The organism is Runella sp. R0.1_18 (assembly GCF_057652155.1).
Genome location: NZ_JBYFCK010000034.1, coordinates 26,260 through 49,965, shown reverse-complemented (window position 1 = coordinate 49,965; position 23,706 = coordinate 26,260). Strand labels below are relative to the sequence as shown.

Genomic DNA, 23,706 nt, shown 5'->3' with positions numbered 1-23,706 from the left:
CGCCTTCAAGTCCGATATTTCTTTAATCAACTCTTCCATAATCTCATCTATGCAAATAGCGTACCTAAACAGTTACAGTTGTTTTTAAATCAACTGCAAATTTGACCTCTTCATTATGTTTATTTATAAAAGTTAGATCAGGGTAATAATTTTGGTGCTCAGTTAGTAATATTTTATATCCAATTTCGTCAGCAAACTGAAGGATTTGAGGAAAAATGTGTATTTCAAGAATTTTTGACACAATCTTAGTGTCAGAAGAAATTGTATAGATGTTTTTATAAACATCAATGAACCCCTTTACTGACCAGTCGCCATTATCAGTTGAGACATATTTTTCTAACTTATTGGTAAATCTTTCAAGCCCCCTTTTGAAGTCTGCCTTATATCTTTCCTTATCCATTGCTGTCATTTATCAAATTTATTAAAAAATATTGCTCTTTTCGGTGTATCAGGGTTAATACTATCATTTGTTGCCATTGAATATAAGACCGAAACATGATTTCTACTCTGCCCGCACAATGTACTCGGGCTTCACTGTCTCAAATTGATTGAGACGCAGCCAAAGCTGGGCCAAAACCACTACGTCTTCTTTGCAGTAGCGACGGATGCGGTCGAGGTCTTTTTCGGCATAATACACCCGTGTTACATCTTCGCCGCTGATGTCCGATTTACTACTCGGAATTCCAAAAAGCGCCGCCAACAAGTCCAATTGCGCAAAACTTTTATAGTCACCATAGCGCCACATGTCAAGCGTGTCTTGGTGAAGGATTTCCCACGGCTTTTTCCCCGAAAGCTGGAGCGATTCGGGCAGCGTAATACCGTTGACCAACATCCGTCGGCAGATGTAGGGAAAGTCAAACTCCTTGCCATTGTGAGCGCAGAGAATGAGTTGGTTTTGGGGGTATTTTTCGAGCAATTCTTTAAACTCCAACAACAGGGCACGTTCGTCGTCGCCCGCCAGGGATTTTACTTTAAAACGCGGCTGCTCGTCGGTGGTATTCCAATACAACGCCCCAACGCCGATACAAATAATTTTGCCAAACTCCGCATAAATCGCCGCTCGACGGTAAAACAAATCGAATGGCGCTACGTGGTCGTCGTTGCGAATATTGGCTGCTTTACGTTCCCACTGCTCCTGCATTCGTTCGTCAAGCTGGTCAAATGAAGCTTTCGACGAAACCGTTTCGATGTCGATAAAAAGTACGTTTTTAGCTTTTTTGCGGAGATCCATGGCGGTGAAGTTTAAGGGAGGAATGTAAGAACAATTCAGAAGTCGGGTTGCTCACAACCCGACGATTTGTTTACTTCGGGAAGCGCATACGGTAATCTACCTTCACTGCGCCTTTCGTAATGTCAGCCAAGCGTTTTTTGAGCATTTGGCGCTTGAGCATCGGCAAATAGTCCGTAAACAATTTACCTTCTAGGTGATCGTATTCGTGTTGAATGATACGAGCCGCCATGCCATCGTATTCTTCGATGTGTTCGTTCCACTCAGGGTCACGGTATTTTATTTTGAGCTTTTCGGGACGATATACATCCGCCCGAATGCCTGGAATACTCAAACATCCTTCTTCAAACGCCCATTCATCGCCCGTTTCTTCCAAAATTTGGGGATTGATAAACACCTTTTTGAATCCTTCCAAACTTGGATCTTTGTCCTCTTCTTCTTCGTCCTCGTTGAGAATAGTACCATCTACGACAAACACACGAATACTTTGTCCTACTTGTGGCGCTGCCAACCCAATGCCCGACGATTCGTACATGGTTTCGTACATATTTGCTACAAATTCGGCCAAGTTGATTTCGTCCTTTTCAATAGGTCGAGCCACTTTACGCAAAACGGGGTCCCCGTATGCTACGATGGGAAATATCATGGAAATTATTTTTTCGTGGTTAAATACGATTGTAAAATGATAGTCGCGCTCATTTTGTCGATATTGGATTTATCTTGACGGTCACTTTTTTTGGTTCCCATCGAAATCATCGTTTGGAGTGCCATACTGCTGGTAAAACGCTCGTCGTGTTCGTAAACGGGTGTTTCGGGAAAAGCTTTTTTGAGTTGTTTGATAAAGCCCTTCACGTGCGGCGTGTTGTTGGTATCGGTATTATCCAATTTTCGGGGCATTCCTACCACAAACGACTCAACGGCTTCCGTAGCGGCATAGCGCTTCAAAAAGTCGATTAATTCATGCGAACGAACCGTATCTAGCGCCGTCGCAATGATTTGCAATGGGTCTGTCACCGCAATACCCGTTCGTTTGGTTCCGTAATCAATCGCAATGATTCGCGCCATTTATTCGTTGTTTCTAATCGAAACCTTATAGGTTTTAAAAACCTACAAGGTTTACGAATCAATTAAGCTGCAAATATAGCAGAAAATTCGTCAGCCTCTTTGGGGAAAAATGTTGAAAAACCACCCCAACGAAATGACATTTTGGCAGAATTGGCGTGCTCGCATTATTATTTTACAGAAGAAAGTGTTCTCCAAACAATGTCTTGTTAAATATTGTTAAAAGTTAGAAATTGGGGCACGGAATGCTTTTAAAACGCGTTATCTCGGTACTTTTTTACAAGCAATCACTCAAAAAAACCATAACCAAAAGCTCATAAAAGTCATGAATCAGAATTGGAAATCATTGGCATTGGTTGGACTTATTTCAAGTGCAGCGACCATCGGAGGTTACAAGCTTATTGGAGGTCTTGACGATACCAAAGACGTTATTTTCAAAGAAGCCGACAGCCCATTGACGCGCTTCACTTCGGCTCCTCCTGCGGGTGCAGCCGTTGATTTTACCTATGCGGCCGAAATATCCACGCCTGCGGTCGTTCACATCAAAGCATCGGCCATGCGCCAAGCCCAGCAAAGAGGCATGGATTTATTCGATTTCTTTGGAGAAGACTTCGGTTTTCGCCGTGGCGGGCCTCAAAAGCAAGAGTCATCAGGCTCGGGGGTCATCGTTAGCGCCGACGGGTTTATTGTCACCAATAACCACGTAGTAGAAGGTGCCGAAGAACTCGAAGTAGTGATGTCGAACAAGCGCACCTACAAAGCCAAAGTCATTGGAACTGACCCTTCTACAGACATTGCGGTCATTCAAATTCCAGCCAAAGACCTTCCTTCGCTTGCGTTTGGAAACTCCGACGCCATCAAAGTGGGAGAATGGGTAGTAGCCGTAGGAAACCCCTTCAATTTGGAATCAACCGTTACGGCGGGGATTGTAAGTGCCAAAGGGCGTGGAATTGGAATTCTGAACCAACGCCAATCAGCCAACCGCCAAGGAGGTGACACGCCACTTGAGTCGTTTATCCAAACCGATGCCGTTGTTAACCCTGGTAACTCAGGAGGTGCATTGGTAAACCTCAAAGGGGAATTGGTGGGTATTAACACCGCCATCGCCAGCCCAACGGGAAGCTACGCAGGTTATGCGTTTGCCGTACCTGCTAGTTTGGTAAAAAAAGTATCAAGTGATATTATTAAGTTCGGTGGGGTTCAACGTGGATACATTGGTATCATCCCTGAAGAACTCGACAGCAAAAAAGCTGACCAATACGACGTTAGAGTAGCAACGGGAATTTATGTCAAAGGATTTGGCGATGGCAGTAGTGCCGCCAAAGACGCTGGCTTAAAAGTGGGTGACGTTATCACCAAAGTCGATGGCATTGAGGTGGATTCTGACCCTAAATTCCGCGAACTTGTGGCCCGTAAGCGCCCAGGCGAAGCCGTCAACTTGACCGTTAACCGCAATGGCTCGGTGAAAGATTACAGTGTGATTCTCCGTAACCGCGAAGGTGGAAAAGAAATCATCAAAACCGATGAAGCAGATGCCGCCCTTGGTTCGCTTGGTGCTCAGTTTGGCGACCTCAACTCACGCGAAGTACAACGTCTTCAACGTGCCAACATCAGTGGAGGTGTAAAAGTAACGGCTATGCAAGGCGGAAAACTTGCCCGAGTAGGTGTAGAAGAAGGTTTTGTGATTACGAAAGTCAACGACAAACCTGTCCGTTCGGTGAAAGAACTCAAAGCAGCTCTGGCAGACAAAAACGGCGGGCGCGTTCAGATGGAGGGTTTGTACCTTGATTATCCAGAAGACGTCTATTCGTTTGGATTTAATTTGTAATCTTTGATTTTATCCCTCAAAGGGTTAGGACTGCAAAAGTCCTAACCCTTTGTTTTTTTCAGAGGTTTAGTTATTATTGCTCGTTCTCCTAACCAAATTACACCAATGACAACCGCGATTATCATCACCATTTGTCTTTTAATATTAGCTGCTTATATATTTGATATTACTTCTTCAAAAACCAAAATACCATCCGTTATTTTATTGCTACTCATGGGTTGGGGAGTTCGTCAACTTTCGATATCAACGGGGCTTTTTATTCCAAATCTCACACCTGTACTACCAATTTTGGGGACTATTGGACTAATTCTCATTGTCTTAGAAGGTTCACTGGAATTACAACTTAATGGTTCAAAACTTGGGTCTGTCAAAGAATCATTCATGGTAGCACTGCTTCCTATGGTAGTTTTAGCGATCGGAACAACTATCGCTTTTGTCTATTGGGGAGGTGCATCTTTTAAGGATACCCTATTAAACGTACTTCCTTTGTGCGTCATCAGTAGCGCCATTGCCATTCCGAGTGTCAAAAATTTACCGAATACCCAAAAAGAATTTGTCATTTATGAAAGTAGCCTTTCCGACATTTTGGGCGTGGTATTTTTTAATTTTGTGGCCTTCAACGAAACCTTTGGCTTTAGCTCGCTTACGCAATTTGTTGGTCAGTTGCTGGCCATTATTCTCATTTCGTTTATAGCCACGGGAGCGCTGTCTTACTTATTGAGCAAAATCGACCACCACATCAAATTTGCACCCATTATTCTGCTCATCATTTTGATTTATAATATCTCAAAAATTTATCACCTTCCTGCCCTAATTTTTATTCTTATTTTTGGATTGTTTCTGGGAAATTTAGACGAAATCAAGCGATTTGGCTGGATAGAAAAGCTTAAACCCAGCGTTCTTGACCGTGAAGTGGCGAAGTTTAAGGAAATTGTCGTCGAAGCCACATTTGTCATTCGGGTCTTATTCTTTTTGCTCTTTGGGTATTTGATGGAAACGGCCGAAATCCTCAATGCTGACACTTTTGTGTGGGCGATAGGCATCGTTGCGGGGATTTTTATCATTCGAGCGGCGGTTTTGAAGATTTACCGTATTCCACTTTCACCTTTGGTGTTTGTCGCGCCGCGAGGTTTAATCACCATTCTTCTTTTTTTAAGCATTCCTGCCACTCAAATGATTCCCCTAATCAACAAATCGCTTATTATTCAAATCATCATTCTCACTGCCCTCATTATGATGGCGGGCTTGATGTTAAATAAAAAGGAAGAAAAATAAGTTTAGAATGTCGAGGGTAGAATGCAGAATGAGAGTACTATAATTCGACATTTTGCACTTGAAATTTGACACTCAATCTAACATTCCACCCAACGACCTTCTTTTAAGCTCCGAAGGGCGGCAAAAGAGGCTTGGGTTGTATTGACAATTTGGTCAAAAGGAATCAGGGGAGCTCCACCGCTCTGAATTCGTTCCATCAATGCTTGAAACTGCGCTTTGTGCCCTTTGTCTTGCGTAGTTTTAAGCTTTGAAAACCCTTTAAAACCGTATCCTTCCAACGTACGAAAGTTATCTAAAACCAACGTCCGTTCCTGCGAATACACTTCTACTCGCTCTTTTGAATACGCTTTGCTTCCATTGGAAAAATAATTAATGACGCCCGTTGAGCCATTTTCGTACCTCAATAAAATACTGGCGCTATCAGTTGTTTCAGTGGGGTTTGTTCCCATCGCGTTCATACATACTGCCGTCACCCGACTTCCTGTTAGGAATGTAATCAGGTCGATAAAATGACAGGCTTCTCCCAAAATCCGTCCTCCGCCCACGGCACGGTCATGCACCCACGACGAGGCAGGAATAAACCCTGCGTTCATGGTCGCAATCACATTCATCGGGGCATTGCCTAACAGCGATTTCATTTTTTGAGCATGAGGCGAAAAGCGGCGATTGAATCCCACCGTGACACTTGCAGCAGGTGCAACCGACGTTTTTATCGTGAGTAATTCGTTCAATTCTTCCTCAAAAATCGCCAGAGGTTTCTCCACAAACACGTGTTTCCCTGCCTGCAAAGCCTCAATCGTCAGGCGCGCGTGTTGGTGGTGACGAGTGGTAATAAGTACCAAATCCACCTCATCGTCGGCCAACATTTCGCGGTAGTCGGTGGTACTGAGGGCAATGCCGTGTTTCTGGGCCAACGCCGTCCCCGATAGCCCGTTTGCACTCGCAATGTATTTGATATTTGATTGACCTGCTCCACCTTTTAAGGCGGGCAACAAGGTCATTTTGGTAAAATTACCCGCCCCGATAATTCCAACAACTCCTTTTTTTGCTTCAAAAACCGTATCATTATAACGAACGGTTCGGGAAAGCGAAGGTTTTTCGGGATACGCCAGTAGCGAGGCAATCGTGCCACCTCTGCTCATATCACCGTAAATAGTGGCATAATTTTCCAATGGCACTACCTCCGTAATGAGCGGTTTTACATCCAACTGCCCCGATTCCAGCAATTGAAGGAGGGTTTGAAAATTTCGATTTTCGGTCCAACGAACAAACGGCAGCGGATAATCGACGCCTTTCTGTTCGTAATCGTCATCGTAACGACCTGGCCCGTAGGAACACGAAACCTGAAACGTCAATTCTTTTTCGTAAAATTCGGCTCGGCTCAGTTGAAGTCCAATCACACCCACCAAAACAATTCGCCCTCGTTTCCGCGACATACGCGCGGCCTGCGAAATAATCTCGTCGGTTTTGGCCGAAGCTGTTATAATGACGCCATCCGCTCCGACGCCGTGGGTATAGCTTTCCACAAACTTCACGGGGTCGTCGCCCAGGCGTGGATTGCACGGAATGATGCCTTTGCTCGCCGCTATCTTTAACTTTTGTTCGTCCAAATCTACCCCAATTACCCGACAACCATTCAGGCGCAGCAGTTCGGCCGTGAGCAACCCAATCAACCCCAGTCCAATTACTACCACCGTTTCGCCCAAAGTAGGATTCAGTAGCCGAACTCCTTGAAGACCAATAGAGCCAATGACCATAAACGAAGCTTCGTCGTCGGTGACATTGTCGGGAACTTTGGCCACCAAATGCCTTGGTACACACACAATTTCGGCATGAGAGCCATTGGAGGCTACACGGTCGCCTACCCGCAAGTCGGTCACGCCCTCCCCAACGGCAATGATTTCTCCTACGTTGCAGTATCCCAACGGCAAAGGCTGCCCCAATTTGTTAAAAACTGTTTCTAGGGTAGGCATCAAGCCATCCGACTTGATTTTATCCAACACCATTTTGACGCGCTCGGGTTGTTGGCGGGCTTTTTCAATCAGGTTGGCTTTCCCAAATTCGACCAACATCCGTTCGGTCCCCAACGATACAAGGCTCCGTCGGGTGTGAATCAATACCGCACCGCGTTTTACCTGAGGGGCGGGCACTTCCTCCAAAATCGTCTGTCCGTTTTGGAGGTTTTGAATTAGTTGCTTCATGGAGCAAAAATACAAAAGCTACCTTATTCTAAAATTTGTAAACCTACCAATTACAAATACTCCTCACAAAAAGCGCCGAATTACCCACAAAATCGCGCTGGGAGGCAAAGGCTGCTAGTATGTTCCCCAAATCAAAGAGTAGTATCAGCAACAAACCCACTTTTTTTGAAATTTACCGTAAAAAGCACCATTTTCGCCACTTCAACATTAAAACCCTAAAAAACTAACTATGAAATCTTCGGTTCGGATACAACTGATGCTCATGATGTTCCTCCAATTCTTTACGTGGGGATCTTGGTACGGACAAATGAGCGTTTATCTTGGTAAACAGCTCAATGCCACGGGCGACCAAATCGGGAATGCCTATACGGCCTTCTCTATTGCTATGATTATTTCGCCTTTTATTGGTGCTGTAGCCGACCGATATTTTGCGGCTCAAAAAGTACTCGGTGTGCTCAACCTTATCGGCGCTGGGTTGCTATTTGTGCTTTCGCAAGTCACCGATGCTAGTAATTTTTTCTGGTATATTTTATTGTACTGCTTGTGCTTTGCGCCCTGCATTGCGCTTACGACGTCCATTTCGATGCGTCAAATCGAATCGCCCGAGCGAGATTTTCCTACCATTCGGGTGATGGGAACCGTGGCTTGGATTGCTGTTACCAACCTCATTGGTTTCTTGAACGTGGGCGATAAAGCCACTATTTTCCAAATTTCGATGGGAACGTCGTTGGTGCTTGGTCTATTGGCCTTTACGCTTCCCAACACCCCACCACGTGCTACGGGACCCGTTAACATTGGTCAAATCATCGGCGCCGATGCCTTTTCATTGTTCAAAGACCGTTCATTTACGATTTTCTTTATCTCTTCCGTAGCGATTTGCATTCCGTTGTCGTTCTACTACGCATTTGCTAACCCCTCGTTGCGGGCATCGGGCATGGAGTTTGTTGAAAACAAAATGTCACTTGGTCAAGTATCGGAAGTAGGCTTTATGTTGCTTATTCCGTTAGCATTTAGCCGTTTGGGCGTAAAATGGATGCTTGCCGTTGGACTTATTTCTTGGATTATTCGCTTCCTTTGCTTTGGCTATGGCGATGCTTCAACCAGCGAATGGATGCTGTATGCCGCTATTTTACTCCATGGCGTTTGTTTCGACTTTTTCTTTGTGACGGGGCAAATTTATACCGATACCAAAGCAGGTGAGCGTATCAAATCGCAGGCGCAGGGGCTTATCACCTTGGCAACGTACGGCATCGGGATGGGGATTGGCTCTTGGTTGGGTGGACAAGTGCTTGCCAACAACACTAACGCCGAAAATATCACCAACTGGCTGAGTGTCTGGACAGTTCCCGCAGGGATTGCAGCAGGAGTACTTGTTTTGTTCTTGATTTTCTTTAGTGACAAAACCGACAAAAAAGCAGCCATCACTCACTAAATAAACGACGAGGGGCGGCTCACTTCCCCAAAAGAATCTACTAAAGAGCGCATCTCGTTGAGGTGCGCTCTTTATATTTGCGACCAATTTTTATCCCTGCTATGCAAATTCTTACCTACAACGTCAATGGCATTCGAGCTGCCATGCGCAATGGCCTTGTCGAATGGCTCGCCGACAAACCTTTTGACATTCTTTGTTTTCAAGAAGTAAAAGCTACCCTCGACCAAGTGAGTTTGCTTGAGTTCGAAGCCCTTGGTTATCAGCTGGTAGGCTGGAACGCCGCCCAAAAAAAAGGCTACAGCGGAGTGGCTATTTTTGCCAAAACTCCCGCCGACCGCTGTGTACATGGCTGCGGAATGGAGTTGTACGATTACGAAGGACGTGTCATTCGGGCTGATTTTGGCGGTTTGACCGTCATTAATGCTTATTTTCCTTCAGGAACAAGCGGCGATGAGCGGCAAGATGTCAAAATGCGTTTTTTAGAGGATTTTTACGAGTGGATTCATGCACTTCGCCAGACAGGTCAGCACCTAGTCATTGTGGGGGATTATAACATTGCCCACCAAGAAATCGACATTCACGACCCCGTTCGTAACAAAAACACCACAGGATTTTTGCCCGAAGAGCGTGCTTGGATGACCAAATGGTTTGAAAGTGGTTTTACGGATGCTTTCCGCTATGCCAACCCCGACTTGGTAGAATACAGTTGGTGGAGTTATCGGGCAGGAGCACGGGGCAACAACAAAGGGTGGCGCATTGATTATCAGTCAATTAGTAGCGACCTCAAAGACAAAATCGTAGCTTGTCGCCAATTGGCCGATGCAGTACACTCCGACCATTGCCCTGTCTGGCTTGAAATCGCTTACCCTTAAAACACCTATTTTGGGGTAGGTTTTTCATAAATTTTGGTAAAACGGCTAAATTCTTCCAATTTTGCTTCGTTTATCTCGTTTTTTATGATAGATTGAGCCTTAAACAGCACCAGCCAACGAGATTCTCTTAATCAATGAAAAATCCATCCCTTCTCTGGGTCGTCCTTTTTTTGAGCCAATTTGTGATGGCTCAAAAAAATAAACCTGTCGGTGAAACCGACGCCCAAAAATCGCAAAGATATGAGTTAGAATCTTTGCTTGCCGACGGCATGAAATACGCTACGATGGAGGAATACCAGCGGGCTGATAGTGTGCTTCGGACTGCCCTCAAAATGAGCCCTAACATCCCTGCCATTAACTACGAGTTGGCGCGTGTTCTTCTCAAACGTGAACGCTTGGATGAAGCCGCTATTTATGCCCAAAAAGCAACCCAACTTTCACCAGATAATACGTTTTATACCATACAGTTAGCCGAAATTTACAGCCAACAACGCAAATACAGCAAGGCTGCAGAACTGTACAAAGACATTATCCGAAAAGATACTGAAAATGCCGAATATGGACTTGAGCTTGCGGCGGTGTATATTTTGGATGAAAAGTACGAAGAAGCCCTCAAAGCGTACGACGAAGTGGAAAAATCGCTGGGTATTGATGAAGACCTTATTCACCAAAAGCAACGGATTTATCTCAAATTAGATAAGCCCAACAAAGCCATTGACGAAGCCAATAAACTCATCAATGCCGAGCCTACTGAAGCACAATATGTGGTAGAATTGGCGCAGTTGCTTATCATGGGTAAACGCCCCAAAGAGGCACAAGAACAACTCGAAAAAGCCCTCAAAATCAACCCCGACCAAGGCGATGCCCGCATCATGCTGGCGGAACTTTTTAGACAAAATGGGGATAATAAGGCTGCTGACCAGCAAATGGGGCAGATGTTTAACAACCCCAATGCCGACATCGACACCAAAATGCAGGCGTTGGTGGGACTGTTGCGGGAAGCCAAAGACGAGGCTACACGCCAAGAAGTGCTCAACCGTGCCGCCGAAATCGTCAAGGCCCATCCCAAAGACATGCGGGCTTATGTGGTGTATGCCGACCTCCTCGCCAAAGCTGACCGCAAGGCAGAAGCACGTGATGCTTACATGAAAGCCGCCCGTATCAACCCATCAATGTATGAAGTGTGGGGAGCTGTATTGCAACTTGATAGTGATTTGAATCAACTGGACAGCCTCATTGCCCATTCGGAACAAGCCATTGAAACGTTTCCGAACCAAGGGCTTTTTTGGTATTCCAACGGCTCGGCACATCTTGTAAAAAAACACTACCAACAGGCTGTGGATGCCCTCGAAGAAGCGCAAAAATTGACGAGCGAAAACAAAGATTTGCAAGGCGCTATTTTGGCCCAACTTGGAGATGCTTACCACGGACTTAGCGAGTACGCCAAATCGGATGATTCGTACGAAGCTGCCCTAAAAATTGACCCTAAAAACGACCACGTACTCAATAATTACAGCTATTTCTTATCGCTTCGTAAAGATAAGCTCGGGCGCGCCAAAGAAATGGCCGCAAGCGTAGTGGAGCGTCATCCCACCAATGCAACCTACTTAGATACCTATGCTTGGGTACTCTACGTGATGAAAGATTACAAAAATGCCCGTATTTACCTCGAAAAAGCCATTGAAAGCAACAACAAGGTAAGCGGTACCATTGTAGAGCATTATGGGGACGTATTGTACCAACTCGGGGAAAAAGAAAAGGCCGTGGAACAATGGAAAAAGGCCAAAAGTATGGGAGAAAACAGCCAACAAATAGATAAAAAAATTGCAACAGGACAGTTGATAGAATAAAAACAAAGGAATGAAGCTCAATTGGTTGTTTTTTGTGGGAATTACGCTCTTTGCAGGCTTGTCGTCGTGCCATCGCCAACGACAAAAAAGCCAGCAAAGTGTCCCCACCGACAGCATTGCTGTCGTAAAAGTAGATACCATCGTTCAACCTAAGAAGGATACCGCAGTAGCCGTTAAGCCAACCGTTGAACCTGAAGACATTAAAGTCAGCATCGAAAATGTTGATTTTCGGTATTTAAGTGCCAAGTCGAAAATATCGTTTAAAAGCAAAGACCAAGAAATTGATGATGCCAGCGTGACCATGCGGATGCGTAAGGACAGTTTGCTGTGGTTACAGATTTCCAAGGGTCCTATCGAAGTGGTGCGGGGAATCATTACCAAAGACTCCATCAAAATTGTGGATCGTTATAACAAAAAAGTGTACTTATACGATTTCGCAGGACTGAGTCAGCAGTTTAATTTTCAGCTAAGTTTTGACCTCATTCAGTCGATTTTAGTGGGGAATATGCCCATTCCGAAGAAACCAGGGCAGCGCTTCAAAAAAGAAAAAGACTATTTTATGCTTCGCCAAGACGAAGGTAAAATTTCCCTTGAAAATTACATTGGTGAACAAAATCGCCGCTTGAAAAAGCTGTTGGTAACTGAGCAGCCCACCAAAAACTCACTGACGCTCGACTACGAAGATTTTACCCAGCTCAACAATTACTTATTTCCTTACACCAGCTTGATTGAGTTGGATTACGAGTCAAAAAAAGACCAACAACGCTACCAAACGGTGTTTCGGATCAAACACCAAAAAGTTGAGTTGAGCGAAAAACCCTTGAGCTTTCCGTTCAGTATTCCTGCCAAATACGAACGAAACTAACACTAAAATTACTGTATGAATGCCATTTATCGAATACGCTTTGTTTCTTTCTTGATTGTTGGGTTACTCACAGCAAGTCTTCAGGGATTTGCCCAAAAAAGTCGTCAACAATTAGAGAAAGAAAAACGCGAAAACCTCGAACGCTTGCAAGAACTTCAGGGGGTATTGAAAAAAACAACGGAGCAAAAACGTGCTAGTTTGGGGCAGCTCAAGGCCATCAAGCAGCAAATCAACGCCCAAAATCGCAAGGTGGAACTCATCAACGAAGACCTCAAATTAATGGACAATGAGTTGAGCGAGTTGCAAAAAGCAAAATTGGAACTTGATAAAGACCTCTCAAAACTTCGCGAAGAGTATGCAAAGATGATTTATAACGCTGCCAAACGCAATAATAGTCTTAGTGAACTTAGTTTCTTGTTTTCGGCACCTACTTTTAATCAGTTTTTGATTCGTTATAAATACTTAAAACAATACACGGACGAGCGGGAAAAGCAGGTCAGTGAAATGAAAAAAGTGCAAGCGTTGATGATTTCTAAATCAACGAGCATTTCTAACAAAAAGAAAGACCAAGAAAACGCCCTCCAATCCAAGATTGCGGAAGGGAAAAATTTGGAACAATTAAAAGGCGAACAAGACAAAGTTGTAAAAGAATTGAGCGGCCGCGAAAAAGAAATTATTGCCGAAGTATCGGAAGTGCGGAAAGCCAACAAACAACTTGAAAATGCCTTAACCCGCATCATTCAACGCGAAATCGAAGAACGCCGCGAGCGAGCCCGTGTTGCTGCTCGCGAACGAGCCAACCGCGAAAAAGCCGAACGCGCTGAGCGCGAACGGGCCGAACGAGAAGCCGCTCGGAACAAACCTTCTGAAAAACCCCGAGAAAACAACGAGGTAGCCAAAGCCGAACCAGAAAGCAAACCTGAGCCGAAAAAAGAAAGAGAAGTCGAAGAAGTGAATGAAAGCGGGATGAATGAAGCAGAAGTAAAACTTGCTTCCTCTTTTGCAGCCAACCGTGGCCGTTTACCTTGGCCTGTACCAGGGTTCATTTCTGATGGTTTTGGGACCAAAGAAGTAATGAAAAATGTTAACCAAGAAAACCACGGAATCGACATTCAAACAAAAGCAGGTGAGACCGTTAAATCCGTATTTGATGGGGTCGTTTTAGGAATCGAGAACCAATATTTGATGAAAAACGTGGTGCTGGTTCAGCACGGCGACTTTTACACCGTTTATGCAAAACTCAAAAGCGTCAACGTTCAACCTGGGCAGCGTTTAAAAGCGCGTGACGTTATTGGGGTCGTTGCTACGGATGGTGAAGGAATTTCAGAAGTTAACTTTCAGATTTGGAAATTAAATAACAACAAAGCCAATCGCCTCAACCCCGAACCGTGGCTTCGTCCTCGTTAGTAGTACTCCCAAAAATCGTATAATAATTTGCTATGTCAACACAGTTATCTTCTGTCGAAGTAAAACGAATAACGACCCACATCATTCAAGAAATGAAGCACCGAGGCGAGAAAATCTCGGCCCTTACTGCGTACGATTATTCGATGGCTCGCATCGTTGATGCTGCTGGTATTGATATTATTTTGGTGGGCGACTCAGCCTCCAATGTCATCGCAGGCCACGAAACGACCCTGCCGATTACCCTCGACCAAATGATTTACCACGCCCAAGCCGTAGTTAGGGCCGTAAAACGCGCTTTTGTGGTCGTCGATTTGCCTTTTGGTTCGTACCAAGGGAATTCACGTGCCGCGCTTGACTCTGCCATTCGGATTATGAAAGAGTCGGGTGCCCATGCCGTCAAGGTGGAAGGAGGCATCGAAATCAAAGATTCTATTACCCGTATCCTCAGTGCGGGTGTGCCTGTGATGGGGCATTTGGGACTTACACCGCAGTCTATTTATAAATTTGGTACCTATACGGTAAGAGCAAAAGAAGAGGCCGAAGCCGAAAAGCTTTTGCAAGATGCCCAAATGCTTGACGAAATTGGGTGTTTTGGCATGGTGTTGGAGAAAATCCCCGCGTCGCTGACTCAAAAAGTGTCGCAAAGCGTGAGTATCCCGACCATCGGGATTGGAGCAGGGCCTCATGCCGACGGCCAAATCCTCGTTTTGCACGATTTGCTGGGGATTACAAAGGAGTTTAAACCACGCTTTTTACGTCGTTACGCCGATTTGCACGGTATCATGACCGACGCCGTTCAGAACTACGTGAAGGACGTCAAATCCAACGATTTCCCTAACGAAAAGGAATCGTATTGAAACTATCCCCCGCTCGTATCCGTTACCGTTAATTAACACAAACGCTTTATCTCAATGGCAAAGCCATTTCACGTCATATACGAAGACAACCACCTCATTGTTGTCAACAAAGCCCCAGGGATTCTTGTCCAAGGCGACGCCACGGGCGATATACCTCTATTGGAATTAGTAAAAGACTACATCAAGGAAAAGTACGAAAAACCTGGTGAAGTATTTTTAGGAACAGTTCATCGCCTCGACCGTCCCGTGAGCGGACTAGTTGTTTTTGCGCGCACTTCCAAAGGGCTTGAGCGCATGAACGAGATTTTCCGCAAGCGCGAAGTTCAAAAAACCTACTGGGCCGTAGTTCGTCGTCGTCCTCCCAAAAACCAAGATAAATTGACCAATTGGTTGGTGAAAGACGAAGCCAAGAATTTTGTCACAGCCCACGACATGCCCGTACCCAATGCGCAAAAAGCCGAGCTTCATTACCGTGTTTTGGGTGAAATCAATAAGCACTTTTTGTTGGAAGTAACGCCCATCACAGGCCGCCCACACCAAATCAGGGTACAATTAGCCGCAATTGGATGTCCGATTCGTGGGGATTTGAAATACGGATATGCCCGCGCCAACAACGACGGTAGTATCAACCTACATGCCCGTCGGTTGTTTTTTGTTCATCCCGTCAAAAAGGAGTCGATTCTTTGCCGAGCTGCTCTGCCCAATGATCCATTTTGGGAAGAGTTTTTATCACTTGACCCCGAGGAAATTGGCCTTGAGCACCTACCGTTTTTGTACGAGTAGCCTCTTTGGCTATTTTTTCCAAAAAAACAAAAACAAGTCACAACCCTCCATCACCCAATAAATGGGCGTTCAATGAATTGGATAGACAAACTAAAGAAACGGTGGAACGTAAAAAGTGGATGGCAAGTATTGGTCATCCTGCTTGTATTTGCGTGTACTGGCTTTACGGTCATGTACACCAAGCGTTGGATGGTCAAATGGTTAGGGATTGAAGCAACATGGGCGGTCTGGTGCTTCAACATTTTTGTTATTCTGCCTTTATACCAAATTATCTTATTGATATACGGCTGGGTATTCGGTCAGTATCTATTTTTTTTACAATTCGAGAAGAAAATGTTCCAACGGATTGGGAGCTTATTTTCTCAAAAAAAATCATAAATCGGACGTTTCAACTTTATCAGTGGTCGATACATCAGTCCACATTTGGTGGGCCATTTGTTCAACCGTGTTGACTACTCCTTGGATAGCTCCAAACACAATGCACAAAGGCAAGATAACTGGCAGAAAAATAAGCCATTGAAAAACTAAGTGTAGGTTAGGCTTTTTCATTTCGAAGGGTTATTAATGTTTAACAACTGTTTAACGTAGAGGTCATTAGGCGTCTATTTAAGCCCTCTCACAAACAGCGTGCCAAACTTTTTTTACGGGGTGTTTTTTTGTTAAAGTACGGTCAGCTCACAGGTTACTGTCTATGCAAAGTTCAAATATTTGTTTTTTTAATGATAAAAACCATTTTTTTTTCGATTTGTTTTTAGGATATATTTTTTTTCAACAAAATGGCATCTGATAAACGTTTTTCCTGTGTTATTTTGTTATCTATTCTTGAAAGCCAACGCTCGATATGCAAGATATAATTCGCCTGCTTCCTGATGCCATTGCCAACCAAATTGCTGCGGGGGAGGTAGTTCAACGGCCTGCTTCTGTGGTAAAAGAATTGTTGGAAAATGCCATCGATGCACAGGCTAAAAATATACAGGTAATTATTCGTGATGCGGGCCGTACGCTCATTCAAATCATCGACGATGGTGTTGGCATGTCTGAAACCGACGCCCGCATGAGTTTTGAACGACATGCAACCTCCAAGATTCGCACAGCCGACGACCTGTTCCGTATTCGGACGATGGGGTTTCGCGGAGAAGCGTTGGCGTCTATTGCGGCGGTGGCTCAAGTAGAAATGCGTACACGCCGTGCGGCCGACGAAGTAGGGGTACTGCTTCGTATCGAAGGGTCTGACTTAAAATCGCAAGAGTCGGTGGCATGTTTGCCAGGGACGAACATTTTGGTAAAAAACCTATTTTTCAACGTACCTGCTCGTCGCAACTTTCTCAAAACAAACTCGGTAGAAATGCGTCATATCCTCGACGAGTTTCAGCGTGTTTCCCTTGCTCACCCCGAAGTAAGCTTGTCGCTCTACCACAACGATACCGAGATTTACAACTTGTATTCGGGTAAAATTAGCCGCCGTATCGTGGATATGTTTGGAAAAAACTACCGCGAGAATATCATTAATTGCCAAGAAGAAACCCCTTTTGTAACCGTAAAAGGCTACATCGGGAAACCTGAGTTTGCCCGCAAAACTCGGGGCGAGCAGTTCTTTTTTGTCAACGACCGATATGTAAAACATAATTATTTGCACCATGCGGTGTTATCGGCTTACGAAGGTACCATCAACGAGGGAAGCCATCCGTTTTATGTACTTCACCTCGACCTCGACCCATCGCACATTGACATCAACATTCACCCAACCAAAACCGAAATAAAATTTGACGATGAGCGCTCGGTCTATGCCCTGTTGATGGCCGCCGTCCGAAAAGCAATCAGCGTCAACCACCTTTCTCATTCAATTGATTTTGACTCAAATGTCAACTTCTTGAGTCCGTTGCCATCGCGTTCTACTCCCATCAAGCCGCTGTCTATGCCCTCTTCCCGAGAGAGTAATCCAAGCTTAGGTAGTGATAACAGTGGTAATTCTTTCGCTTCTTCTTACTCACCTCCGAGCAAAACTCCGAGGGAAGAGTCAAACCTAGCCAATTGGGATAAATTGTTTGAAGGGTTTCAGAAAACAGACACCACGCCTGTTCAGGCCACGCTCGATTTGGGAGAAGAAGACGAGTTTATCCCAATGGCACCCTCCGCGCCAAGTCCAACGCTGGGCAGCCGCGCCAACGACGTCCAAATCAAAGAAGACGAAGAACTCCAAAATCGTCGTTTGGCCGTTCAAATCCAGAATCGTTACATTGTGTCATCGGTCAAATCGGGCATGATGCTTATCGACCAGCGCGCGGCTTACGAGCGGGTACTTTATGACCGCTATTTGAAACAACTAGAATCGCAAACCGCCGTTTCGCAACAACTTTTGTTTCCGATTACGGTTCGGTTACCGCTGGCCGACGTGCCGCTTGTCCTCGAAATGCGTGACGAAATTTTGGCCCTTGGGTTTGATTTTGACTCCTTAGGTCCCGATACGCTTGTGGTGAGAAGTATGCCAACCGATTTTCCTGCCGAAGATGCGCAAAAGATTTTTGAAGAACTGACCGAACAACTCCGCCAAAGCTATGCCGACCTTCAACTTAATCGAGCCGAAACAACCGCTCGAAGTTTGGCCAAACGTTTTGCATCGCGGCATTTGATTCGCCTTTCTTCTGATGAAATGGAACGACTTATCAACCAACTTTTTGTCTCCTCTAATCCTAATTACACCCCAACTGGTGAACCGATTTTCTCCATTTTGGCATTAGATAAAATAGCTAATTTATTAAAATAAGCCCAGAAAGCCATGTTTAACATCACCCCTACTGTTAGAAATTTACTTATTCTAAACGTACTCATTTATTTCTTACAAAGTCTTAATCCCCTCATTGAGAATTTGTTTGCGCTTTACCCCGTCACTGGGCCTAGTTTTAAGCCGCACCAATTTGTCACGTACATGTTTTTGCACGGAAACGTAGGGCATTTGTTTAGCAACATGCTTGGGTTGTTTTTCTTTGGCCCTTTGCTCGAACAACACGTTCTTGGCCCCAAACGCTTTGTGATATTTTACTTTATTACGGGTATTGGCGCAGGTTTTCTTTACTCAGCGATTAATTTTTATGAGATGTATGAGTTAAAACAAGCGGTGGATTTGTACAGCCAATATCCTTCTCCCGAAGCATTCTTGGATTTTTTGACTCGTTTTGCACCCAATGTGAAGCACTCCGCCCTTGATTTTCTCAATAGTTTTGAAGATCAGCCTAAGAATATTTCGTACATCAACGACAGTATTGCTTTTGTAAAAAGTACCATTGACAACCGAATCAATATCCCAATGCTAGGAGCATCGGGTGCTATCTTTGGTATCATTGCCGCTTTTGGACTCATTTTCCCAAACATGGAAATGATGTTGTTGTTTTTTCCTGTTCCTATTAAAGCCAAATATTTTGTTACTTTTTACGCCTTGTACGAACTTTATGCAGGAATTAACATCCAAGATTCGGGTGTTGCTCACTTTGCACACCTCGGAGGCATGATTTTTGCGTATATACTATTGAAAATCTGGAAAATTAGACGAATGTATTAATTTGACTTTTTGTATCTTTTTCTCTAATTTTCAGTCACAAATCAAAACTTGTTTGACAATAAACGGGTTATTTTGTAACACCTATTTGAACAGAAGAGAGCGATGAGCAGCATTTTTGATGATGTTAGAGGCGAATTTTCAAAGACGAACAACGCGGTCATCAAACTTATTTTGACCAATGTCATCGTCTTTGTGGCGATTATCATTTTGTACATCGTCTTCACGATTGCTCAATACCCCCATTATTACCAGTGGGTAATGGATCAGCTTAGTTTACCTGCGAGCTTCGGTGCTTTTTTATACAAGCCTTGGACGCTTTTGACCAATTTTTTTGTTCATCAAGGCCCTTTTCATGTTTTCTTTAATATGCTCTCGCTCTACTGGTTTGGGCAAGTATTGGAAGAATACCTCGGTAGCCGACGTTTGATTGCGATTTTTTTACTAGGTGGCTTGGCGGGAGGTATCCTGTTTTTGACCATGTATAACCTGGTGCCCTATTTCCAACCAGAGCTTGCTAACACCAGTTTAATCGGGGCTTCGGGCGCGGTGTTTGCCGTGATTTTGGGGGCCGCTACGTTACTACCCGAGCATACTTTCTTTGTCTTTCTCATTGGCCCCGTTCGTCTCAAATACATTGCCGCCCTGTGTATTATCATCACGATGGCACAGTTGGTAGGCCCCAATGCAGGCGGGAATTTGGCCCACTTGGCAGGAGCGATGGTTGGGTTTGGATTTATTAAATCACTCCAAAATGGGTACGATTGGGGAAAACCTATCTACAATATTGGAGAATTTTTTCAGAAAATTTTTACCTCAAAACCACGCATTCAAGTGCCTCAGCGAGCGCGTGCCACCACCTCCACTACCGCTCGTCATTTTAGTCAAAAAAGTGAGAATGCTTCGGTAATAATCCCTAATCAGGACGAAATTGACGCAATTCTGGATAAAATTTCAAAATCTGGCTACGAAAGCCTCACCCGAGAAGAGAAGCAAAAACTCTACAAAGCAAGCCAACAATAAGCCATTGCGTATATTGCTTTACCGCCAATGCGCCGCACAAAGTGTGGGTAGCGATTGGCATTTTTCATAACTTTGCAAAACACTTTTATCAGCAAGCAAGTTATATTTCTACGTTTAGTTTCAAGCCGTTAAACGATGCTCATAACTCCCGGTAAATTACTTTCGCAAATCAACACGCCCGATGACTTGCGGAAATTTGACTCAGCAGACCTCCCCCAAGTTTCTCAAGAACTTCGGCAGTATATCATTGATTTAGTTTCGGTGTATGGAGGACATTTTGGCGCGAGTCTGGGTGTAGTAGAACTGACTGTTGCGCTACACTATGTGTTTAACACACCTACCGACCAGCTTATATGGGACGTAGGTCACCAAGCCTATGGTCATAAAATCTTGACGGGACGTCGGGATGTATTTCATACCAATCGACTCTACGGTGGAATTTCAGGATTTCCGAAACGTAAAGAAAGTCCGTATGATGCTTTTGGCGTTGGACACTCTTCTACGTCTATCTCTGGAGCATTGGGTATGGCGGTAGGGGCTCAACTAAAAGGTCTCAAAAACCAACATTCGATTGCGGTAATCGGCGACGGTGCCATGACGGGCGGTATGGCGTTTGAAGCAATGAACCACGCAGGAGGACTAGCAGATACAAATTTGCTCATTATCCTTAACGATAATTGCATGAGTATAGACCCCAACGTTGGGGCATTGAAGGAATATTTGACTGACATCACCACTTCCCATACGTATAACCGCGTAAAAGAGGAAGTGTGGAACTTGTTAGGCAAAATGAGTCAATTTGGCAAAAGTGCGCGGGAGATTGTCTCAAGGGTAGAAGATGGCCTCAAGGCCACCTTATTACGTCAAAGCAACTTATTTGAGTCGCTCAATTTACGTTATTTTGGCCCTATCGACGGGCATGATGTTGACCATCTTGTACACGTTCTCAATGATCTTAAAGATATTCCTGGTCCCAAACTGTTGCACTGCGTCACGGTCAAAGGAAAAGGTTTTGCGCCAGCTGAAAAAGACCAGACCAAATGGCACGCCCCTGGAAAATTTGATAAAATAACGGGAGAGATTTTCAAAAAAATCCCCGATACACCACAGCCGCCGAAGTACCAAGAGGTATTCGGTCATACGTTGGTGGAATTGGCTGAGCAAAATCCCAAAGTGGTAGGTGTTACTCCCGCCATGCCTTCGGGTTCATCAATGAACTTGTTGATGAAAGCCATGCCTGAACGTGCCTTCGACGTAGGCATTGCCGAACAGCACGCAGTTACGTTCTCGGCAGGAATGGCTACGCAAGGCTCGGTGGTGTTCTGCAACATTTACAGTACGTTTATGCAGCGTGCCTACGACCAAGTGGTGCATGACGTGTGTATTCAAGAGCTTCCAGTGGTGTTTTGTCTCGACCGTGCAGGTTTTGCTGGTGCCGATGGCCCTACGCACCACGGCGCGTACGACATTGCTTACATGCGTTGTATCCCTAACATGATTGTGGCCTCACCGATGAATGAGCAGGAGCTTCGCAACATGATGTACACGGCACAGCTCGACGAAACTCAAAGCGGAAAACAAGCTTTTACGATTCGCTACCCACGTGGCGAAGGTATGATGCCGCAGTGGCGCACCCCGTTTGAAAAGCTGGAAATTGGCAAAGGAAGAAAAATAAAAGACGGAGAAGATGTGGCGATTCTGACCATTGGTCACATCGGAAACTATGCCGTGAAAAGCTGCCAATTGCTCGAAAACGCAGGCATAAGCGCTGCTCACTACGACTTGCGTTTTGTAAAGCCACTGGACGAAGAATTGTTGCACGAGGTGTTCCAGAAATTCGACAAAGTGATTACCGTTGAAGATGGTTGCTTACAAGGAGGAATGGGAAGTGCGGTGTTGGAATTTATGGCTGACCATGGCTACACTGCTAAACTCAAGCGTTTGGGTATTCCTGACCGAATTGTGGAGCACGGCGAACAAATAGAACTTCATCGTGAGTGTGGTTTTGACCCTGAGGGCATTGCCAAAACCGCAAAAGAAATGGTACATATTGTTGTTTATTCCTAAGTTAGACAATAGTCGGACTAGAAACAAAAAGCCGTCTGACTATCGTCTGACGGCTTTTTCATAACCTCTCAGACGATAGTCAGACTTACTACAGCGCTTGATTGAGGGTCTGACTATCGTCTGACCCTTACTTTAGCCATTTATCAAACCAGGCAAACGCTTCTTCTTGCATTTTTTTGTCAAACTTATGTGGTCCTGGGTAAAACGAGCATTTGTAACGCTCGGCACTCCCCGCTTTCGTATATACTTCTTTTACTATCGTATCGGCTCGTTTCATTTCCGAAAGCGTATATAAATCGTCGTCAATGTCGTTGAGAACCATGGTTGGTAGCGGTGCTCGTAACCCCAAAATTTCTGGAAAATCTAGCTCATTGGGCAAAATGGGTACGTAGGTCATCCAGGTGTGCGTAAACGATTTGTGAAGTACTAAATCTTTCCATGTAGTCATAAAACCAACGCAAACGGCGCATTGGATGCGTTCGTCCAAGCCACCCATAAACACCGTACGCATTCCTCCGCCAGACAATCCCGCACAGCCTACCCGCGTGGCATCCACATCCTTACGAGCACAAAGAATATCTAACGCTTTTTTATCTTCGGCATAAAATACCCCCGCCCAGGTCGTGCCTGCGCTCAAGAGCGACTTAGACATTACGTGCTCGTGTTCGCCCGCCCATTCGTTGTACTTACGGATATTCTCCGAATTTTCGGGGTCGTTGTCACTCAAACCCCGACGAAGGTGCGCGGGGACGTCTTGCATCCATACGCGTCGGCTCGCAAACGGAAACGCATCCGACACCAGTACTACGTAGCCCCGTTTGGCGATTTCGTTGGCCCAGGCCAGCCCTTCGTAGTATTCCTGCTGATGTTCTTTCATCAAAGGATGTTGTTCATCAGAAGTTTTGGTAATCTTTCTCGTGCCAAAATACTTGTTTCCGCCGTGGTCGTGAAAGGCCAAAATAGCGGGCAAAGGAGTCTTCGCTTTGGCTGGTTTTAGCAAAATACCTTCGGTTGGTCGCCCATAGGGTAGCCGCCAAGTCAACTCTTCAATGTGAAGGCCATCGTACTCGTACTGCTTTTTGACGGTGACGGTAGGCATTCCTCCAATATCAGGAACACCCATGCGTTCAATTAAGCGCTGTTTAGCCATTTTACGCCATTGGTCAAGGTCACTCCACTCTTTTTGTCGAAATGACAGAGATGGAAGTTTTCCTTCAATGAGTGACACAGCCCAAGGGCCATACAGCCCAATGAGGTTTTCGGTACTATCGTTGGCATTCATGGTTGAAAAAGGCGATAAAAAATCATTAAATAATGGATTGAGCACGTCCAACCCCGCCATTCCAATGCTTGCTACACTGCTCTCTTTAAGGAAATTACGACGGTTTGGCATGGGGGGTTGA

Annotated in this window: 21 protein-coding genes; 14 read left to right on the top strand and 7 right to left on the bottom strand. The window is 44.9% G+C overall.

The window, feature by feature from the left end; all coding sequences use genetic code 11:
* Positions 1-64 precede the first annotated feature (64 nt).
* The 4 genes from AC23P2_RS29715 to ruvX form a co-directional block, all read right to left on the bottom strand.
* The gene (locus AC23P2_RS29715) at positions 65-409 is read right to left on the bottom strand and encodes a type II restriction endonuclease (protein WP_487776558.1); all 345 of its coding nucleotides are present in this window, start codon (positions 407-409) and stop codon (positions 65-67) included.
* Positions 410-502: 93 nt separating this feature from the next.
* Complete coding sequence (locus AC23P2_RS29710; protein ID WP_122932060.1) at positions 503-1,231, bottom strand: ribonuclease H-like domain-containing protein; 729 nt, start codon at positions 1,229-1,231, stop codon at positions 503-505.
* A gap of 70 nt (positions 1,232-1,301) precedes the next feature.
* Complete coding sequence (gene def, locus AC23P2_RS29705) at positions 1,302-1,874, bottom strand: peptide deformylase (protein ID WP_122932061.1); 573 nt, start codon at positions 1,872-1,874, stop codon at positions 1,302-1,304.
* Positions 1,875-1,879: 5 nt separating this feature from the next.
* Positions 1,880-2,293, bottom strand: a complete 414-nt coding sequence (gene ruvX / locus AC23P2_RS29700) for a Holliday junction resolvase RuvX (protein ID WP_472493634.1) — start codon at positions 2,291-2,293, stop codon at positions 1,880-1,882.
* A 322-nt stretch (positions 2,294-2,615) separates the two neighbouring features.
* Between ruvX and AC23P2_RS29695 the strand changes: the two genes are divergently transcribed.
* Positions 2,616-4,118 carry a trypsin-like peptidase domain-containing protein gene (locus tag AC23P2_RS29695; RefSeq protein WP_487776557.1) on the top strand — a complete coding sequence of 501 codons (1,503 nt, stop codon included), beginning with the start codon at positions 2,616-2,618 and terminating at the stop codon, positions 4,116-4,118.
* A gap of 105 nt (positions 4,119-4,223) precedes the next feature.
* A complete protein-coding gene (locus AC23P2_RS29690) occupies positions 4,224-5,393 on the top strand; it encodes a cation:proton antiporter (protein ID WP_487776556.1) in 1,170 nt (389 codons plus the stop codon).
* A 77-nt stretch (positions 5,394-5,470) separates the two neighbouring features.
* Here the strand turns inward: AC23P2_RS29690 and AC23P2_RS29685 are convergent, their stop codons facing one another.
* Positions 5,471-7,594, bottom strand: a complete 2,124-nt coding sequence (locus AC23P2_RS29685) for a bi-domain-containing oxidoreductase (protein ID WP_487776555.1) — start codon at positions 7,592-7,594, stop codon at positions 5,471-5,473.
* Positions 7,595-7,823: 229 nt separating this feature from the next.
* Between AC23P2_RS29685 and AC23P2_RS29680 the strand changes: the two genes are divergently transcribed.
* The 8 genes from AC23P2_RS29680 to AC23P2_RS29645 all read left to right on the top strand — a co-directional run bounded on the left by AC23P2_RS29680 (position 7,824) and on the right by AC23P2_RS29645 (position 16,038).
* On the top strand, positions 7,824-9,026 hold the full coding sequence (locus AC23P2_RS29680; RefSeq protein ID WP_122932110.1) for an MFS transporter: 1,203 nt from the start codon (positions 7,824-7,826) through the stop codon (positions 9,024-9,026).
* Between the two features lie 101 nt (positions 9,027-9,127).
* Positions 9,128-9,898, top strand: coding sequence for an exodeoxyribonuclease III (locus AC23P2_RS29675; RefSeq protein WP_487776554.1), 771 nt, complete (start codon positions 9,128-9,130; stop codon positions 9,896-9,898).
* A 134-nt stretch (positions 9,899-10,032) separates the two neighbouring features.
* Positions 10,033-11,748: a tetratricopeptide repeat protein gene (locus tag AC23P2_RS29670; RefSeq protein ID WP_487776553.1), complete on the top strand. Its 1,716-nt coding sequence runs from the start codon at positions 10,033-10,035 to the stop codon at positions 11,746-11,748.
* Between the two features lie 10 nt (positions 11,749-11,758).
* Positions 11,759-12,613: a lipoprotein insertase outer membrane protein LolB1 gene (gene lolB1 / locus AC23P2_RS29665; protein ID WP_487776552.1), complete on the top strand. Its 855-nt coding sequence runs from the start codon at positions 11,759-11,761 to the stop codon at positions 12,611-12,613.
* A gap of 15 nt (positions 12,614-12,628) precedes the next feature.
* A complete protein-coding gene (locus AC23P2_RS29660; protein WP_487776551.1) occupies positions 12,629-14,020 on the top strand; it encodes a murein hydrolase activator EnvC family protein in 1,392 nt (463 codons plus the stop codon).
* Positions 14,021-14,052: 32 nt separating this feature from the next.
* The gene (panB, locus tag AC23P2_RS29655) at positions 14,053-14,877 is read left to right on the top strand and encodes a 3-methyl-2-oxobutanoate hydroxymethyltransferase (RefSeq protein WP_122932105.1); all 825 of its coding nucleotides are present in this window, start codon (positions 14,053-14,055) and stop codon (positions 14,875-14,877) included.
* 54 nt (positions 14,878-14,931) lie between these two features.
* Positions 14,932-15,660 (top strand): RluA family pseudouridine synthase, encoded by a 729-nt coding sequence (locus AC23P2_RS29650; protein ID WP_472491711.1) that lies wholly within the window; start codon positions 14,932-14,934, stop codon positions 15,658-15,660.
* 72 nt (positions 15,661-15,732) lie between these two features.
* Positions 15,733-16,038: a DUF6787 family protein gene (locus tag AC23P2_RS29645; RefSeq protein ID WP_472491712.1), complete on the top strand. Its 306-nt coding sequence runs from the start codon at positions 15,733-15,735 to the stop codon at positions 16,036-16,038.
* On the opposite strand, the gene AC23P2_RS29640 is transcribed toward AC23P2_RS29645, so the two are convergent.
* Complete coding sequence (locus AC23P2_RS29640; protein WP_164490095.1) at positions 16,033-16,209, bottom strand: hypothetical protein; 177 nt, start codon at positions 16,207-16,209, stop codon at positions 16,033-16,035. The two genes, AC23P2_RS29645 and AC23P2_RS29640, sit on opposite strands and share 6 nt — an antisense overlap.
* A 292-nt stretch (positions 16,210-16,501) precedes the next feature.
* Here AC23P2_RS29640 and mutL point away from each other — a divergent pair, with 292 nt between their 5' ends.
* The 4 genes from mutL (at position 16,502) to dxs (ending at position 22,303) form a co-directional block, all read left to right on the top strand.
* Entirely contained in the window at positions 16,502-18,424 is a 1,923-nt protein-coding gene (mutL, locus tag AC23P2_RS29635; protein ID WP_487776550.1) for a DNA mismatch repair endonuclease MutL, read from the top strand.
* A 12-nt stretch (positions 18,425-18,436) separates the two neighbouring features.
* Positions 18,437-19,216: a rhomboid family intramembrane serine protease gene (locus tag AC23P2_RS29630; protein WP_472491716.1), complete on the top strand. Its 780-nt coding sequence runs from the start codon at positions 18,437-18,439 to the stop codon at positions 19,214-19,216.
* Between the two features lie 102 nt (positions 19,217-19,318).
* Complete coding sequence (locus AC23P2_RS29625; RefSeq protein WP_472491717.1) at positions 19,319-20,236, top strand: rhomboid family intramembrane serine protease; 918 nt, start codon at positions 19,319-19,321, stop codon at positions 20,234-20,236.
* 135 nt (positions 20,237-20,371) lie between these two features.
* Positions 20,372-22,303: a 1-deoxy-D-xylulose-5-phosphate synthase gene (gene dxs / locus AC23P2_RS29620; RefSeq protein WP_487776549.1), complete on the top strand. Its 1,932-nt coding sequence runs from the start codon at positions 20,372-20,374 to the stop codon at positions 22,301-22,303.
* A 127-nt stretch (positions 22,304-22,430) separates the two neighbouring features.
* Here dxs and AC23P2_RS29615 read toward each other — a convergent pair whose 3' ends face one another.
* On the bottom strand, positions 22,431-23,696 hold the full coding sequence (locus AC23P2_RS29615) for an alpha/beta hydrolase family protein (RefSeq protein ID WP_487776548.1): 1,266 nt from the start codon (positions 23,694-23,696) through the stop codon (positions 22,431-22,433).
* Between the last annotated feature and the right edge of the window lie 10 nt (positions 23,697-23,706).